Source organism: Acetobacter malorum (assembly GCF_001580615.1).
Taxonomy (GTDB): Bacteria; Pseudomonadota; Alphaproteobacteria; order Acetobacterales; family Acetobacteraceae; genus Acetobacter; species Acetobacter malorum.
In genome coordinates this window covers 160,146-175,905 of sequence record NZ_LHZC01000055.1, presented here as the reverse complement: position 1 = coordinate 175,905, position 15,760 = coordinate 160,146, and the positions used below count along the sequence as shown (strand labels likewise).

Sequence of the window (15,760 nt, the reverse complement as noted above, 5' to 3'; positions counted from 1 at the left end):
AACCTGCATGGCCGTGCCCCTGCAACACACGGGCACGGCCTGCACCTTTTTGAAAAGCACCTGTTAATGTCGGCTTCCAACACACCCAGCGCCGCCCCGCAGCCGCAAAAAATACAACCGCTTTATGTGCTGGCGTGGTTTCTTTGCGCCCTGTTCTATTTCTATCAGTATGCCATCCGCTCTGCCCCCGGCATTATGCAGGATGAGCTGACGCAGGCCTGGGGCAACAGCCACCTCGGCCTGATGATTGCCTCTTACTACATTGTTTATGCACTGGCCGCTCTGGCCGTGGGCGTGCTGCTGGACCGTTATGGCGCACATGCCACCATGCCGGTGGGGATTGCCATAACAAGTGTTGGCTGCCTGATTTTTGCACAGGGCAGCATGCCGGCCGGGATTGGCGGGTACGTCATTCAGGCGCTGGGGGCCATTTGCGCCTTTGTTGGCTCCTCCTACGTGGCAGCACGGTATCTGCCTGCGCGCACGCTGGCCCTGTTTGTGGGGCTGACGCAGTGCCTTGGTATGGCCGGGGCTGCGTTTGGCTCCAAACCCACCCGTATTCTGATTGACCCAGCAGGCTCCTTCCACCTGCCCTGGCAGAAAGTGTGGCTGGGCTTTGGGGTGATTGGCGTCTGTCTGGCCATTGCGACATGGCTTGTCATGCCGCGGGATTCCGGGGACAGCACGGACCACCACGGCCACCTGTCTGCTGAAAACCTGCTTAAGCCGTTCAAAACCATCTTCGGGAATCCCCAGAGCTGGTATGCCGGGATTATTGGCGGCCTGCTGTTTGTGCCCACAACCATTGGTGCGCTGGGCTGGGGGGCGTCCATGCTCAACAAGGGCGAGCATGTCTCCATGGCCTTTGCAGCCTCCGACATCTCCATGGTGCCGATTGGCTGGGTGATTGGCTGCCCGCTGCTGGGCTGGATTTCTGACAAGATTGGCCGCCGTAAACCGGTGCTGATTGGTGGCGCACTGGTGCTGCTGGCTGCCGCCCTGTGCGCGCTGTATGTGCCGGTTGGCGTGATGCCACGTTACTCTGTGGCGCTGGTTATGGGCATTGCCTCCGGTGCGGCGATGATCCCGTTCTCTTCCATGAAGGAAGTGAACCCGCCGGAAGTTAAAGGCACGGCGGCTGGTGTGATGAACTTCCTCGTGTTTGGCACGACGGGCATTCTCTCCCCCATGGTGTCCGCGCTGATGGGTGGCGGTGGTGATTCCATGGAAGTCTTCCACCGGGCCTTCCTGCCGCTGGTGATTGGTATTGTGGTTGCCATCCTGCTGGCCTTCCGCCTGCGTGAAACGGGCTGGGCTGTGCAGAAATAAACCTTCTGCCAGTTGGGTTTTAAAAGGAGCGCGGACCTTGCAGGGTTCGCGCTTTTTTTGTGCGTGTCGGACGATGTTTATTGACAAGACTGCTGAGCCTGATGACCATTCCGGGTCATATCAAGCGTCCCATCAGAAGGACAGCCGCCTTGCCCCAACCGCCTTTACCCTCCCCGGAAATTTTTCAGCATGTCCGCATCATCATGGGAATGGTGGTGGGTTTGAGTGTGGCGCGCCTGCTTAATGGTCTGGTGCGCATTATTCAGCATCCCGGACAAACGCGGGTCTATCCGGTTCATATCGGCTGGGTGCTGACACTGCTGCTCATGCTCATGCATTTCTGGTGGTGGGAGTTCTGGCTGGTTACGCTGCACCGCTGGACATTTGAGATCTATCTGTTCCTCATTATTTACGCGATTATTCTGTTTTTTCTCAGCGCGTTTTTGTTCCCGGATTCAATCAGTGATTACACGGGATATGAGGACTTCTTTATTTCCAGAAGGAAGTGGTTTTTCTCATTTTTTGCTCTGAGTGTGGTCTTTGACCTGATTGATACCCTGCTCAAAGGCTCGGCGCATTACGCCCTGTTCTCGGCTGAATACTGGTTCCGGGTTCCGGTCTATCTTGTGCTGTGTGGCGTTGCCATTGTGTCCGCCAATCGTCGTTTTCATATGGCGTTTGTCAGTCTTGGACTTGTGTATGAGGTTTCCTGGATACTGAGGCACTTTGAGACGTTGAGCTAAAACGTGACGGAGTTTTGATATTTTCTCTGCAAGACATTAAGGCAGCCTTTTTACACTCAGGACACTGGAACCCTTTATGACCACTCCGCCTGTTTCCGATACGCAGCGCCGTCTGGTCATGCTTTGTGCCGTGCTTGGCATTGTTCTGGCAGGACTGGATGGGGCGATTGCCAATATCGCGCTTCCCACCATTGCCCCTGACCTCCAGTGTAGCGAGACGCTGACGGTCTGGGTCGTCAATGTCTATCATCTGGCGGTTGCGGTCAGTCTGCTGCCGGCTGCGGCTTTGGCGGACTCTCTGGGGCTTAAACGGGTTTACGGGTTTGGGATGGCGCTGTTTACCGCAGCCTCCCTCGCCTGCGCGCTGTCCGGCTCACTCGGCGCTCTTATTGGCGCGCGTGTTGTGCAGGGGCTGGGGGCGGCGTGTATGGCAGCCCTCAGCGGCGCGCTGGTGCGCAGTGTTTACCCCCGCGCCATGCTGCATCAGGCGTTTGCCATTATTGCACTGGCGGTTGCCATTTCCGCAGCCATTGGGCCGACACTGGCCGCAGCGGTTCTGGCGGTTGCCGCGTGGCCCTGGTTGTTCCTGATTAACGTGCCGATTGGCGTGATGGCGGTTGTGCTTTTCCTGCGCGTGGCTCCCTCCAGCCCGCGCGCCCCGCTCTCGTTCGACGGGGCGGGCGCGCTGTTGAACGTGGGCGCTCTGGGGCTGGGGATTCTGGGCGTTGATGCGCTGGGACAGAAGGAAACTGAGCTGGGAGTGCTTGAAATCGGGGCCGGTATCCTCTGCACGCTTCTGCTTTACAGGCAGCAGAAAAAGCTGAAGACGCCCATGCTGCCGCTGGATCTGCTGGCTATTCCGCTGTTCTCGCTTTCAATCCTGACTTCCATCTGCGCCTATACCGCGCAAATTCTGGCCTATGTCGCACTGCCGTTTTTGTTCCAGACGGTTATGCATCTGTCTGCCGTAACAACCGGCCTGCTGGTGACGCCATGGCCGGTACTGGTCGCCGTGGCGGCCCCTTTTGCGGGCCGACTGGCAACGCGGCACCCGGCATCGGTTTTAAGCAGTGTTGGCCTGGCAATTTTGGCGACTGGACTGGCCGCACTCAGCCTGATGCCTGCACAACCGGCCTTTTGGGACGTGGGCTGGCGCATGGCGCTGTGCGGCATTGGGTTCGGGTTTTACCAAACGCCCAATAACCTGACCGTCATGACCTCTGGCCCCGCCACCCGCAGCGGGGCGGCCAGTGGCATGATGGCCGTGGCCCGCACACTGGGCTGGGCGCTGGGCTCCGCACTTGTCGCCCTCGTCTTCGGCCTATCCCAAGGCAGCGGCGGCGCTGTGCATTGCCTTGAACTGGCCACCGCCTTTGCCCTGCTTGGCGCTGTGCTGAGTGTTTCCCGGCGGGTGGTGCGGAGTGAGGTGGGGCGGTAGGAGGCTGGAATGTAGGGGAAGCCGAATGTCCGCTTAAAGGTTTGAGAAGCCCGAAAGCGGACGGTTTCCTCAAACGAGGATGAGTATAGCCACGAAGAAAAATTCTAGATATAGTGAAAATCAAAAGAAAAGAGTTAAATAATGCTGCTCAGAACTATATCATTCTCTGAATTTGACCTTAATCTTATTAATTCTTTGAGAGGGCAGAACGTCTCTCATATCCGCGTACTCAGCGAAGTGTTTCTTGATATTCATTGTAGCAACGGCACAGTCGTTGGCTTCATGCCGGATGAGACAGAGATACTACATCCTCGTGAAGAATTTTGGGGCGACATCAAACATCCGCGGATTATTAACGGGCCATTTTGCGAAGAAGAATCCCTTAAAAACACTATCCATGAAATAGACGTTCTACCAGCGTTCGGAGAAATTCGTAGTATATGGGGTCTTCGCACAGCGGTCAGTGTTTACGAATTTCAGCCTCTTTATTCAGGATATGACCCGGCGGCAGGCTTCTTACGCGATGCTATGCCACCTGAAATTCAAAAACTTCCCTTGAGAGAATTTCGATGGGATAATTTCAATCCAGATTTAGTGCCTGCGGGCGCTGATTACGTAATTGCTGATATTGGTATTATCCTTGATGTCGGAGGTACCGCCGTAAATGCATCAACCCTTGAAAATCAGTGGAGTATTACACAGGAAATACCAGGAATTTCTATGCTTACCGAGGGTGTATTTAAATTGCGCTACGAGGTGTATCGGATATTCTAAAAACGAAGCGGGCATCATAATGATGATCTTGCCTCAAGCCTTTGGAGATAGATGCAACTAGACCGAACTTAATCCCAGACATATGTTCTCCCTTCCAAAAAATAAAGTTTTCTAAAACATGGTTGATAAAATCATTCATGTTCCGGACAACGTCTTGAGAAGGACCCAGTCAGCGTGTCTTCATTCATGCGTTTTAATGTCACGCAACGCGCAGACGAAGGAGATTTCGTTCTCTTTAAAGAATCTGGAAGACAGAATATCAGGCAATATAAGCCACAAGAAATGTTAACCGTTCATCGGGAAAGTAATGCCCGCTTTTCAGTGCTTAGTTCGATGTCTCAAATATCTTACATGAGGGCGAATACTGCCGGTCAACTCTGCTTCCACTTCGGGCCTGATGATTATTGATTGAAGCTGACAATCATCTTTTATCTATCAATCTTCGAAGATTAATTTTATCAAATAAACAAAAATAATAATTATAAATGCATTCCCCATAGCAATGAAAATAAACCCCATAATGCTTTGTTTTGTTGTTATATTCTGAGAAAAGCTCGCGGATGAAAACATTAAAGTTGATATGGTAAGAAGTGATGTTGTGTTTATTTTTATATTATATCTCTCCAGTGTGAAGTAATTTATGCAGTAAAATCCGGTGTATAGGCCAATCATTATCGCTGTCGTGTTTGAATAATTACTTATTTGTTCTGAATTTAAGTAAATATTATCCAAAAAAAATGATATGAAATTATAAGTCGTCCAGATCAATATTAGAGTGCACGCTAGTAAATTTAAATAAATAGGATAGTTTTCTCTCATTGTGCGATCCTTGGGTCTTAGGAGATACGACTTAAAGAAATCTAGCTGCTACGAGCCTGTTTAGAAATGCAAATTGATTGGCGGTCCGACCTAAGTTTCCTGCGCTTCGGTAATCCTGCTCTCAGATTTAGCCGAATTGCATCCGCTATGTAGAAGCCCGTTTCGAAGAAAATATGTTTGAGAAGAGGGCGAGAGCGGTCTGTCTACTCGTCATTGAAATTAGGACAGACGGCACAGTTAAGGTTATTTACAAAGTAAGTTTCGGGCAAACCCAGAACAAATTATGTTTCTGCTTTCAATCGGTTTGCTGCATTAGACGCTTTAATAATGACGGTAGGGACACGAGCGCTTCAAACCGTTAACTCGGTAAAAATCGGCCAGTGCTTTAGTAGAAGTGAGTCCCACTTTTGGTAAACTGATATCGCCAAACATACGTTTGTAGCGGGCGCGATTGGATCTGGTGGCTCCGATGATGTGACGGATCATGCTCCATTTCACGCTGTCGCGGCTACCCTCTAGCGCGCCCAGTCGAACCCCCTTGACCCAACAGCGCCGTAGATAGCGATAAAGGCTGACAGGGGTGGGAACATCGAGCAGGATAAATCCAGTTGCTCGTTCCAACCGTTGTGGGAGCAGAGCAGAATAATTACCTTCAATGACCCAACTTGAACCTACAAGTTCCGCGTCATGAAGCGCCTTGAACTCTTCTGAGCTTCTGGAGAGCCAGTCGGTGTGAGGAAGGTGGCTCAATTGGTCGAGATGTACGGTTCTTAGGCCGCGCGCCCGTGATATCGCGTCCGCCAGCGTGGACTTCCCACTGTTGGACGGTCCCATAATGCAAATGCGTGGTCCAAGATCATCAAGCGTCATGATTGCAATTCTATGTCTACCTTGAGGAAACAGCAAACTCTCCGGAACGGCAACATTGAAAGCGAAAACTGTCAGAAAAAATGAGCTAAAAGCTAATTTTTGATACGGCCTTTTGATAAACACGCCACAAGCCCATCAATCTCCGTCTCCGCAAACACCTGCATGCCGTGGGCGCGGAGGAGGGCTGTGGTGACGCCGGTGCCGGGGTGTTTTTGGCCTTGGAATGCGCCGTCATAGATGTGGGTGCTGCCGCAGGAGGGGCTGGCGTCGGTCAGGATGGCAAATTTGCAGTTTTGTTCCTGCGCTAAAGCCAGTGCGATTTTGGCACCGGTGATGAACTGGTCTGTCACATCCGCTCCGGTTGTATCCTGCACGCGGGCGGTGCTGGCCAGCACGTCGGGGCCGGACTGACCCTGGGTGATTTCAGCAGGCGGGCGTGGCGTGCTGAAGCCTGCGGCGACTTCCGGGCAGATGATGACAAGTTGCCCCGCCTTCTGCCATGCGCGCAAAGCCGGGTGCAAAACGGGCTTTGCAGAGCCGTTATAACGGACAGGACGACCAAGCAGGCAGGCGCTTATCAGAATTTTCGGGAGTGTCACGGGCCGTCCTTCCTGCGTGCTGCGGATGCCCTTTGTTTTAGGGCAGAAACGGATGCGGTGTTACCCTGTTTCATGCGCTTTTTGTCCCTTTTGTTGCAGTCCGCGCGGTCACAATTCCCCCCATGGTCTTGAAATTGCCCAGAATACCCTGGACTAAAGGGGTAAGTGCGCGGATGCGTACGCGTGATAAACAGACACTTCAGGGATGGTTATGGAACATCAGGTCAATTCATTATGGAGCCAGCTTAGCGCCTGGCTGCCGACAGTATTAGGCTACACCGGTCAGGTTATTCTGGCTCTTATTGTGCTTCTGGTTGGCTGGAAGATTATTAACATGGTCATCCGCGCCATGGGCCGGATGATGGCGGCAAGCCATATTGAACCGACGTTGCAGGGCTTTCTGCTGAGCGTTGCTGGCCTGCTGATGAAGGCTCTGCTGCTGATCAGCGTGGCCTCCATGGTGGGGATTGCCACAACATCGTTCGTCGCGGTTCTGGGTGCGGCTGGTCTGGCCGTGGGCATGGCGTTGCAGGGTAGCCTTGCGAACTTTGCCGGTGGCGTGCTGATCCTGCTGTTCCGCCCCTTTAAGGTGGGGGATTCCATTGTAGCCGGTGGCAGCGCAGGCACCGTGGAATCTATCGAAATGTTCCGCACGGTTCTGCGGGATACCAAAAACGATCTGATTTATGTGCCTAATGGCACGCTTTCCAACAACATTGTGGTCAACAGTTCTCAGTCTGACAGACTTCAGGCCTCTGTCACGCTGCTGATTGACTATAACGACGATATCGACAAAGCCCGCGCCCTGCTGCTCGGCGCTGTGGCAAATGATGAGCTGGTTCTAAAAAACCCCGGTCCGTCCGTCGGTTTCCTGCCCCAGCCTGCTAATATTGCGGTGACACTCAGCTTCTGGTGTGCGCCGGGTAACGTCACACCGCTGACGGGTAAATATTCTGAAACGGCCATTCAGGTTCTCAAACAGAACGGCTATCGTCTGGGCACCACCACCCGCGCGGCTCCGGCTAACTGAACGCCGGATACAGACAGGCCTGAGCGCCACATATCGGCAAACAGGCCTGTTATTGGTTAGCGTTTTGAGCGCGGTCTTATTTTTTACAGAGAAGGCCGCGTTTTTTATGGCGTAAACGCTTAGGAAAGACAGCTCTCTTTGGGCGTGAGCGTTTTGTAGTCTGGCACAGTTGCGAGGGCCAGAAGGGCATCCAGGTCAACATGGGCTTCCAGATGGTCCGCCAGCCTGTCGAGCGCCTGTTCCACGATGGTATCGTGATGCTCCGGCAGGCTGGCTTCATACCAGACGCCCCCGGGCTGGAACGCAGCACCCCCTGCACGGGCCAGCAAGGCCATGCGGGCCGCGCGGTGGCCGAACACGCCGTGCAGATACGTACCGTAAACCTGCCCGCTGGCGGAGATGGCCCCCTCCCCTGCGCCGTTCAAAACCAGTAACGGGCGCGCGCGGTCGGGGCCGGTGGTGCGGCCAATGTGCATTTCATAACCGGATACTTGGGCTTCTGTGCCTGCAACGGTGCCTGATGTGTCTTCCAGATGTTTATCGTCATTCAGCACCGTTTCCACCGCCAGCAGGCCGAGGCCGGGGGCTGCGCCGGATAGGCCTTCTGTGCCGAGCGGGTCTGCTACAGTCTGGCCCAGCATCTGATAGCCACCGCACAGGCCCATGACATGGCCGCCTCGGGTCAGATGGGCGGTGAGATCGTCCGCCCAGCCTTCCGCCCGGAAAGTCGCAAGGTCCGCCAAGGTGCCTTTGGAACCGGGGAGCAAAACAAGGTCACACTCCGGCAGGCGTTGCCCCCGCTGCACGAGGAGAATTTCTACGCCCGGTTCTGCACAGAGCGGGTCCAGATCATCAAAATTCGCAATAAGTGGCAGAAGTGGGATGGCGATGCGCAAGGGGTGCTGCGCGTTATCATCCCCGTTATGCACAGAGATGTACACAGGGGGCGTGGTGCGGCGGGCTGTCAGATTGGTGAGCAAATCGGCGGCATCTTCCGCAGGCAGGGTGCGGACAGCGGGGAGGTCCGGCACAAGGCCGAGGGCTGTCCAGCCGGTGCGCTGGGCGATGAAATCCATACCATCATAAAACAATGAGATATCGCCGCGCATTCTGTTGACGATGAAGCCTTTGATGCGCGCTGCGTCCTGCGGTGGCAGCACAACCTGTGTGCCCACCAGACTGGCGATAACGCCGCCGCGATCAATATCACCCACCAGAACAACCGGGGCGTTAACAGCTTCTGCAAAGCCCATATTGGCAATATCGCGGGCGCGTAAGTTGATTTCCGATGCGGAGCCAGCGCCCTCTACCAGAACAATATCTGCCTGTTCAGCAAGGCGCTGAAAACTTTCGACCACAACAGGAAGAAGGGTGTCTTTACGTTTCTGATAATCCCGCGCGCCAAGGCTATTGCGCACCTGCCCGCGCACCACCAGTTGCGCCCCTGTCTCGCCCTGGGGTTTGAGCAGGACCGGGTTCATGTCCACCGTGGGGCGCACACCACAGGCCCGCGCCTGCAACGCCTGTGCGCGGCCTATTTCCCCGCCCTCAGCGGTAACAGCGGCATTATTGGACATGTTTTGCGGTTTGAAGGGCCGCACCCTCAGGCCACGCCGGGTAAACGCCCGCGCCAGACCTGCCACCAGAGTTGATTTTCCAACGCTTGAGCCTGTTCCCTGCACCATGAGAACGCGTGCGCTCAAAACTCCACTCCCTGCTGGGCACGGACGCCATTTTTAAAATGGTGTTTGACCAACGTCATTTCCGTCACCAGATCCGCCGCCTCGATGAGTTCCGGTTTGGCGTTGCGGCCTGTCACGATCACATGCTGCCCCTCCGGCCGGGCCGCAAAAGCCGCCAGAACTTCAGAAAGCGGCAGGTAATCATACCGCAGGGCGATATTGAGTTCATCCAGCACCACAAGGGCGACATCCGGGCGGGAGAGCGCGTCTTTCGCCACAGCCCATGCCTGCTGGCAGGCGGCAATATCCCGCGCGCGGTCCTGCGTTTCCCACGTAAAACCCTCGCCCAGAGCATGGAATTCCACAAGGTCCTCAAACCGGTCCAGCGCCCGGCGCTCACCCGTATCCCACGCCCCTTTGATAAACTGCACCACCACCACGCGGCGGCCATAGCCTACCGTGCGCAGGGCCAGCCCGAAGGCGGCGGTCGATTTCCCCTTACCCGGCCCGGTATGGACCATGAGCAAACCTTTTTCGATCTGCTTGCCCGCGACTTCCTGATCCTGCACGGCCTTGCGCTTTTGCATTTTCTCGCGATGGCGGGCGGCTTCACTTTCCGGAGAGGACGGCGCGGCAGAGGTCATGTGAGAGTTTGTCCTGTATCAGTTTTGGGAAAAGTGAGGCTGACATCAGCCGGTGTGCGGCGGGCATCACGCGGCCAGAGAGGCACCACGGGAGACAGAGCGGGTTCATCTACGCTGACCTCTGGCGTAAGCCCAGCAGGTCCATTGACCATAAACAGGCGCGCAAAGCCCTGCGGCATGGAGGGGGCCAGCAACGCGGGGGGCGTGCCGGCAGCCAGTGCGCTCAGCACACGAAGCGGGCCACCGTGGGACAGCACACAGGCTGGCGTGCCTGCCTGCTGCACATCCTGCCAGAAGGCCAGAACGCGGCGGCATAACGCACGACCGCTCTCCCCGCCCGGTGGCACAAAACCTTCCGGGTCCGCGGCCCATGCGTCCAGCAGGCCGCGATCAATATCCAGCCAGGGCTGGCCTTCCCATTCCCCAAAATCCATTTCTGCCAGCCGGGGGTCGATTCGTAAGTCCATCCCTGTGGAAGCGGCCAGTTTACGGGCCATCTGGTGACAGCGTTCGGCTGGGGAGCTGTAGAGCACCCGGCAGACGGCCCCCTGTGCCAGCACAGCCAGCCCGGACGTTACCCGTTCCCACCCCGGCCGCAGGGCAACATCCTGCCGCCCGTAACACACACCCTCCGGCACCATGACGGGTGCGTGGCGCACTAATAAAACAGGGAAAGACTGCGCCATTTTTCTCTCCTCAGCCAGAAGCGGCCGGTCTTTATAACCCCTGCCCTGACACCTCTGCTGTTGTAAACCACGCTTTTCAACGCAGCACCGTCCCGCCCGGCTCCGTGCATTTCACGAAGACCGGGTATGAGACCAGCCAGCATGTGGGGGCGAGGCCGGATGACCACAAGCCAGCACATGGAAAAATGACCCTGACACAACGCCTCTGCGCCCACCACATGGGCCGAGGTCCGTCCCGTCTCCTGCCCGCAGGTGCGCAAGCGGTGCATCCGCCCCTGCTTCCACCACGGTGGCGTAATGGAATTCATGCCCGCGCAGGGTGGTGCCGGTCTGCCCCAGCACGGACGGCGCTAGCAGCGTGGCCTCCCGATAGCCCAGATTGAGCTTGCGCCGCGCAAAGGAGGTGACGTGGCCCAGCAGGCCCGTCATGCGGTGGCGGGTGCCCTGTGCATCCTCCAGTGCCTCACCCAGCACCATGAAGCCCCCGCACTCCCCATGCACCGGGCGCGTTTGCGCAAAGCGGGTCAGCCCCTGCCGGAAATGCTCTGCGGCTGCCAGTCGGCCTGCATGCAGTTCCGGGTAGCCGCCGGGCAGCCAGCAGACATCGCAGGATAGATCTGGCGCTTCATTCGCCAGTGGCGAGAACGGCACCAGTTCCGCCCCGGCCTGCCGCCAGAACAACGCCAGATGCCCGTAGAGGAAGGAGAACGCGGCATCATCCGCCAACGCGATCCGCTGGGCCGGTGGGGGGAGCGCGCCGGGGGGAAGTGCCTGAAGAGGAGCCGGACTGGAACCTTGTAAGATGGCTGAGTTTAGAGGGCTAAGCTGACTATTCGGAGCCTGTAAAAGGGCATCGGGCAGAAGACTGTCTGGCTGAACCGGGGGCCGCTGTCCGATATCTGGCAGGAGGTTTTCTGGCAGAGGTCGTGCGGTGGCGAGAATGGCGTCGAGGTTGAGTTCGCGCTCCGCTTTGTCCGCCAGATCTTCCAGCCAGTCGGTCAGGCCGTCATGCTCCCGGGCCTGCACAAGCCCCAGATGCCGCTCTGGCAGCGGGGTGCCGGGCTGGCGGAGCAGTGTGCCGCACACGGGCAGACCTGCCGCCTCAATGGCCCCTTCCGTCAGGCGGGCATGACGCGGGGAGGCCACACGGTTGAGCACCACACCCGCCACCTGCACGTCCGGCTGCCATGTGGCAAAGCCGTGGGCCACCGCCCCCACCGTCTGGCCCTGACCGGACACATCCAGCACCAGCAGCACGGGGATGTTGAAGCGGGCGGCAATGTCGGACGGTGACCCACGTGCCCCATTGGGGGCGACCAGCCCGTCAAACAGGCCCATGGCGGATTCCACCACCACGAGGTCCACATCCTGCCGGGCGGCCTCCAGTGTTGCGGCCAGCAGGGCCGGGTTCATGCACCAGCTATCCAGATTGAGGCCGGGGCGACCTGTAAGGGCGGCATGGAAGGCGGGGTCGATATAGTCTGGCCCCGTCTTGGCCGCGCCCACCCGGATACCGCGCCGCCGGAAGGCCGCCAGCAGAGCCAGCGTGACTGTGGTTTTCCCGCCGCCAGAGCGGGGGGCTGCAACCATAATGGCGCGGACGCTCATGCCTGTTCTCCGCTTTCCAGAACCTGCGCGACACTATTGCCGCGCGGGTGCCACAGGCCGCGCTGCCAGACATCGGCAAAGCGGGCGCGCATGGCCTCTCGCGCTGCCGGGTTTTCCCGCTGGAGGAAGGCATCACACGCCTCATTCCCCAATGTGGCGGCAAAAACCATGTCAAACTGCTGGTCAAACCGCTGGGGCAGCGTGGCGGCAAAACCATGCAGAGCATCCAGCCCACGAGCCAGTTCCGCAGCGCCTGCGTAGCCGTGCTGCTGCATGCCCTCAATCCAGCGGGGGTTGGCCAGCCGCCCGCGGACAATCCGCGCCACTTCCTGCGCGGTGGCGCGCAGGCGGGGCCTGTCCGGGCGCGAGGTATCTCCATGCCACAGGGCCGGACTGGCCCCGAGTGTTGCTGCCGCTGCGGCCAGACCGCCTTCATGCGCGGCGTTTTCCGAGCTTTCCAGCATGTCCGTTTCCGCGTGGTCCTGCACATGCAGCACGGCATCCGCCTGCCCCAGAAGGGTGGCGAGTGCGTCAGCGTCCTGCCCGCCGTCTCGCCCGCCACCGTAGGTCCATGCGGAGCCTTCCAGCCAGGCTTTGCCCAGAGCAGCCTGATCCGCCCATGTGCCGGTTTGCAAAGCCTCTTCCACCCCGGTGCCGTAGGTGCCTGACGCCGCGCCAAAAATGCGGGCAGTGGCGCGGGTGCGGGCCTCGCCGTCCAGACCTTTGGCGGTGGCTGCCAGAGGGTTCCATTCCGGCGGTTCTCGCCTGTGGGCAACGGCGCTGACAACCTGATCAAACAGGGCAATCTGATCCGGAAAGGCATCCCGGAACAGGCCGGAGATGCGTAGCGTCACATCCACCCGGGGGCGATTGAGCAAAGGCAGCGGGATAACTTCAAACCCGGTGACGTGCCCGGTGCCTTCGGCGCGTTTGATCTCCACGCCCATCAGCCGGAGGGCGAGGGCCATATCCTCACCGCCCGTGCGCAGGCTGGCTGAGCCCCACAGATCCATGACAAGACGGGTTAGCGGTTCACCCTGTTCCTGCAAATGCCGTGTGAGCAAAAGCTTTTCCATTTTTTCCGCCAGAACCATGGCGGAGGGCGTGGGGAGTGCGCGTGGGTCCAGCGTGAACAGGTTGCGCCCGGTGGGCAGCACATCCAGCCGCCCGCGTGTGGGGGCTCCGGCAGGACCAGGTGCCACAAACTGGCCAGCAAGGGCCGCCAGAAGGGCCTGTGCTTCCGCAGGGCCGCTCTGGCGAATGCGGTTTGTAATCTCTTCTTTCAAAGCGCTCTGTTTTTCAGAGAGCTGCGTCTCGTTCCCGGCGCTCTCGTTCTGAGGGCGACAAGCCTGAAAAATGGCCTCTGCGAGCGTGTCAGCCTTGGGCGCGTTCTGGCCAAAGACGTGCAGGCCATCCCGGATTTGCAGATCTTTCACGTCACACAAATAGGCGTCCAGACGGGCGAGCGCCTCGGCCTCATCGTCCTCACCAGGGCGGACGCCGCTTTCTGAAAGGACGCCGGTGCGGGATGCTTTTTCCAGAATATCTTTGCGGAGCAGAGCGCCCCGGCGCGGGTCCAGACCGTCGGCTTCGGCATATTCGTCAATCAGCCGTTCCAGCGCCTGCATGTCTGGGGAAAGATCGGCCTGCATGACCGGGGGCGTCATATGCCCGATGGTGACAGCGCCCAGACGCCGTCTGGCCGTGGCGGCCTCACCCGGGTTATTGACGATAAACGGATAAATGACGGGCAGATCTCCCGTCAGCACGGCAGGTGCGCAGGAGGCGGACAGAGCGGCGGCCTTACCGGGGAGCCATTCCAGCGTGCCGTGGGTACCCAGATGCACCAGTGCGTCCAGCCGCTGCACGCTGCGTAACCAGAGATAGAACGCAACATAGGCGTGGCAGGGTGGGCTGTCCGGGTCATGATACAGGGCTTTGCGGTCCGCCTGCCGCCCCCTGTCCGGTTGCACGGCCAGTGTCAGATGGCCCAGCTCTGTTGCCCGCAGGTGAAATGTGCCGTCCTGCACACAGGGGTCCTGCTCCGGCTCTCCCCATGCCTGTGTGACGGAGGCCAAGAAATCCGCATCCAGTCCCGCTGCGAGAGCACGATAAGTGGCGACGCAGAACAGAGGCCGGGGGGCGGTTTGTGCCAGCAAGGCCGCGAGCTGTTCCGGTTGTGGCAGAGGTGCTGCACCCGTCTGATACCCCTCCGCCCGCAGCAGGGTGAGGATGGAAGCCAGACTGGCGAACCCATCCAGCCCGACTGCGTGGGCCACATGCCCGGTTTCCTGCGTGAGCCCTGCCCCCGGATAATCCGACAGGATGATGCCCACCCGCTTTTGCTCGGGCGCTAAATACCGCAGGCGTGCCCATGCCAGTGCGCGGGCCGCAGTCTGGCGGATGCCGGGCAGATAAGGCACGCGGGCGGCGGGCAGACCGGGCGGCGCTTCTGCCCGGAAGGAAATAGGGAGAGTGGCAATAGACCCATCCAGTTCCGGCAGCACCGCCTGCATGGCGAGATCCGACCGGGAGAGACCGCGCGGGCTGCGTTCCCACAGCGCCTGCGTGGCCCCCGGTTGCAGCAGTTGCAGAATGGGCACATCCGCCCCTGTGAGAGGAGAGTTCCCTTGCGGGTTTCTGGAGGAAAACAGCGTGGCGTTAAGCAGGATATCCGGTTTTGACCGCCTCAGCGCCTCTCCAACCCCCTTGGCGACCACTGGATCTTTGAGCGATGTGACAAACAGCATCTCAACCGTGCAGCCCTGCGCCGCGAGCGTTTCGGCCAGCAGGTCCAGTGCGGCGATATCTCCCACCATCAGATGCGCGCGGTAAAACACCAGCGTGGCGCGTAGCACACAGTCTGACGGCAGGCAGGTGGTGTCCCGATCACTCTCTTCTGCTGCTGTGACTTTTACAACCGGAACACCTGTCACGGTGCGATAGAGGCCCCACTGCGGCAGGGGCTCAGGCTGTGCATCGTCATCCGGGCCTTGCCCGGCAATACTGGCCATCAGCCGCAGGGCGTTCACCATATTGCGGGTGCCACCATGCTGAAAAAATCCGTTTAGACGATTACGGATTTCCGCAGGAACAGTGGAGAGGTCCGCCAGACGGCTATCATCCTGCATGGAGGCCGGGGCGCTTGTTCCCTGCCGCATGGCCTCACCGGGCAGGAGGGCCAGCGGCACTTTATGCTCCCGGCACCATGCAGCCAGTTCCTCCGCGCCATAGCGCCAGTAATCCAGACCACCCAGCAGACGCACTACCACACAGCGGGCCTGTGCCAGTGTGGTTTCCAGATACAGATCCACCGACATGGGGTGACGCAACCGCGCCAGACTGGTGACCTGAAGAGACGGCGGTGCGCCCTCTGCCCCGTGTTCGGCTTTTAGCCGCTCCTGCGCGTGGAGCAGGCCGAGCAGGTCGCTCTCCGTAAAAGAGAGGACCACCAGATCCGCAGGCGGCAGGCCGAGGTCTTCCGCCTCGTCCTGCTCATCCAGCGTCCTGTTTTCCCGAACCAGAAGGTGCATAAGGG

13 protein-coding genes are annotated in these 15,760 nt (G+C 58.6%); 6 read left to right on the top strand and 7 right to left on the bottom strand.

All coding sequences use genetic code 11. The features are described from left to right. Positions 1 to 66 precede the first annotated feature (66 nt). The 5 genes from AD930_RS13600 (at position 67) to AD930_RS17945 (ending at position 4,692) form a co-directional block, all read left to right on the top strand. Positions 67 to 1,329 (top strand): MFS transporter, encoded by a 1,263-nt coding sequence (locus tag AD930_RS13600; protein WP_061506662.1) that lies wholly within the window; start codon positions 67 to 69, stop codon positions 1,327 to 1,329. Positions 1,330 to 1,478: 149 nt separating this feature from the next. Next, a complete protein-coding gene (locus tag AD930_RS13595; RefSeq protein ID WP_156475283.1) occupies positions 1,479 to 2,072 on the top strand; it encodes a hypothetical protein in 594 nt (197 codons plus the stop codon). Between the two features lie 76 nt (positions 2,073 to 2,148). After that, positions 2,149 to 3,510 (top strand): MFS transporter, encoded by a 1,362-nt coding sequence (locus AD930_RS13590; RefSeq protein ID WP_061506661.1) that lies wholly within the window; start codon positions 2,149 to 2,151, stop codon positions 3,508 to 3,510. Between the two features lie 141 nt (positions 3,511 to 3,651). Further along, the gene (locus AD930_RS13585) at positions 3,652 to 4,284 is read left to right on the top strand and encodes a hypothetical protein (RefSeq protein ID WP_061506660.1); all 633 of its coding nucleotides are present in this window, start codon (positions 3,652 to 3,654) and stop codon (positions 4,282 to 4,284) included. A gap of 174 nt (positions 4,285 to 4,458) precedes the next feature. Then, positions 4,459 to 4,692 carry a hypothetical protein gene (locus AD930_RS17945; protein ID WP_156477100.1) on the top strand — a complete coding sequence of 78 codons (234 nt, stop codon included), beginning with the start codon at positions 4,459 to 4,461 and terminating at the stop codon, positions 4,690 to 4,692. A gap of 732 nt (positions 4,693 to 5,424) precedes the next feature. Here the strand turns inward: AD930_RS17945 and AD930_RS17495 are convergent. After that, entirely contained in the window at positions 5,425 to 5,973 is a 549-nt protein-coding gene (locus tag AD930_RS17495) for a P-loop NTPase family protein (RefSeq protein WP_082781891.1), read from the bottom strand. A gap of 92 nt (positions 5,974 to 6,065) precedes the next feature. Beyond that, positions 6,066 to 6,572 (bottom strand): DUF523 domain-containing protein, encoded by a 507-nt coding sequence (locus AD930_RS13575; protein WP_156477098.1) that lies wholly within the window; start codon positions 6,570 to 6,572, stop codon positions 6,066 to 6,068. A gap of 205 nt (positions 6,573 to 6,777) precedes the next feature. Here AD930_RS13575 and AD930_RS13570 point away from each other — a divergent pair, with 205 nt between their 5' ends. After that, positions 6,778 to 7,602, top strand: coding sequence for a mechanosensitive ion channel family protein (locus AD930_RS13570; protein WP_208598614.1), 825 nt, complete (start codon positions 6,778 to 6,780; stop codon positions 7,600 to 7,602). Positions 7,603 to 7,721: 119 nt separating this feature from the next. On the opposite strand, the gene AD930_RS13565 is transcribed toward AD930_RS13570, so the two are convergent. From AD930_RS13565 to cobN, 5 genes are all read right to left on the bottom strand, one after another. After that, on the bottom strand, positions 7,722 to 9,287 hold the full coding sequence (locus AD930_RS13565; RefSeq protein ID WP_061506656.1) for a cobyric acid synthase: 1,566 nt from the start codon (positions 9,285 to 9,287) through the stop codon (positions 7,722 to 7,724). Positions 9,288 to 9,301: 14 nt separating this feature from the next. Then, the gene (gene cobO, locus AD930_RS13560; protein ID WP_043549616.1) at positions 9,302 to 9,928 is read right to left on the bottom strand and encodes a cob(I)yrinic acid a,c-diamide adenosyltransferase; all 627 of its coding nucleotides are present in this window, start codon (positions 9,926 to 9,928) and stop codon (positions 9,302 to 9,304) included. Continuing rightward, positions 9,925 to 10,614 (bottom strand): histidine phosphatase family protein, encoded by a 690-nt coding sequence (locus AD930_RS13555; protein ID WP_082781890.1) that lies wholly within the window; start codon positions 10,612 to 10,614, stop codon positions 9,925 to 9,927. The genes cobO and AD930_RS13555 overlap by 4 nt, the downstream gene beginning before the upstream one ends. 111 nt (positions 10,615 to 10,725) lie before the next feature. Continuing rightward, on the bottom strand, positions 10,726 to 12,222 hold the full coding sequence (locus AD930_RS13550; RefSeq protein ID WP_061506655.1) for a cobyrinate a,c-diamide synthase: 1,497 nt from the start codon (positions 12,220 to 12,222) through the stop codon (positions 10,726 to 10,728). Then, positions 12,219 to 15,755, bottom strand: coding sequence for a cobaltochelatase subunit CobN (gene cobN / locus AD930_RS13545; protein WP_061506654.1), 3,537 nt, complete (start codon positions 15,753 to 15,755; stop codon positions 12,219 to 12,221). The genes AD930_RS13550 and cobN overlap by 4 nt, the downstream gene beginning before the upstream one ends. Positions 15,756 to 15,760 lie beyond the last annotated feature (5 nt).

Coding starts and splice junctions, on each gene's coding strand:
- AD930_RS13600 (WP_061506662.1), top strand. CDS start 67: ATGTCGGCTTCCAACACACCCAGCGCCGCCCCGCAGCCGCAAAAAATA.
- AD930_RS13590 (WP_061506661.1), top strand. CDS start 2,149: ATGACCACTCCGCCTGTTTCCGATACGCAGCGCCGTCTGGTCATGCTT.
- AD930_RS13585 (WP_061506660.1), top strand. CDS start 3,652: ATGCTGCTCAGAACTATATCATTCTCTGAATTTGACCTTAATCTTATT.
- AD930_RS17495 (WP_082781891.1), bottom strand. CDS start 5,973: ATGACGCTTGATGATCTTGGACCACGCATTTGCATTATGGGACCGTCC.
- AD930_RS13570 (WP_208598614.1), top strand. CDS start 6,778: ATGGTTATGGAACATCAGGTCAATTCATTATGGAGCCAGCTTAGCGCC.
- AD930_RS13565 (WP_061506656.1), bottom strand. CDS start 9,287: ATGGTGCAGGGAACAGGCTCAAGCGTTGGAAAATCAACTCTGGTGGCA.
- cobO (WP_043549616.1), bottom strand. CDS start 9,928: ATGACCTCTGCCGCGCCGTCCTCTCCGGAAAGTGAAGCCGCCCGCCAT.
- AD930_RS13555 (WP_082781890.1), bottom strand. CDS start 10,614: ATGGCGCAGTCTTTCCCTGTTTTATTAGTGCGCCACGCACCCGTCATG.
- AD930_RS13550 (WP_061506655.1), bottom strand. CDS start 12,222: ATGAGCGTCCGCGCCATTATGGTTGCAGCCCCCCGCTCTGGCGGCGGG.
- cobN (WP_061506654.1), bottom strand. CDS start 15,755: ATGCACCTTCTGGTTCGGGAAAACAGGACGCTGGATGAGCAGGACGAG.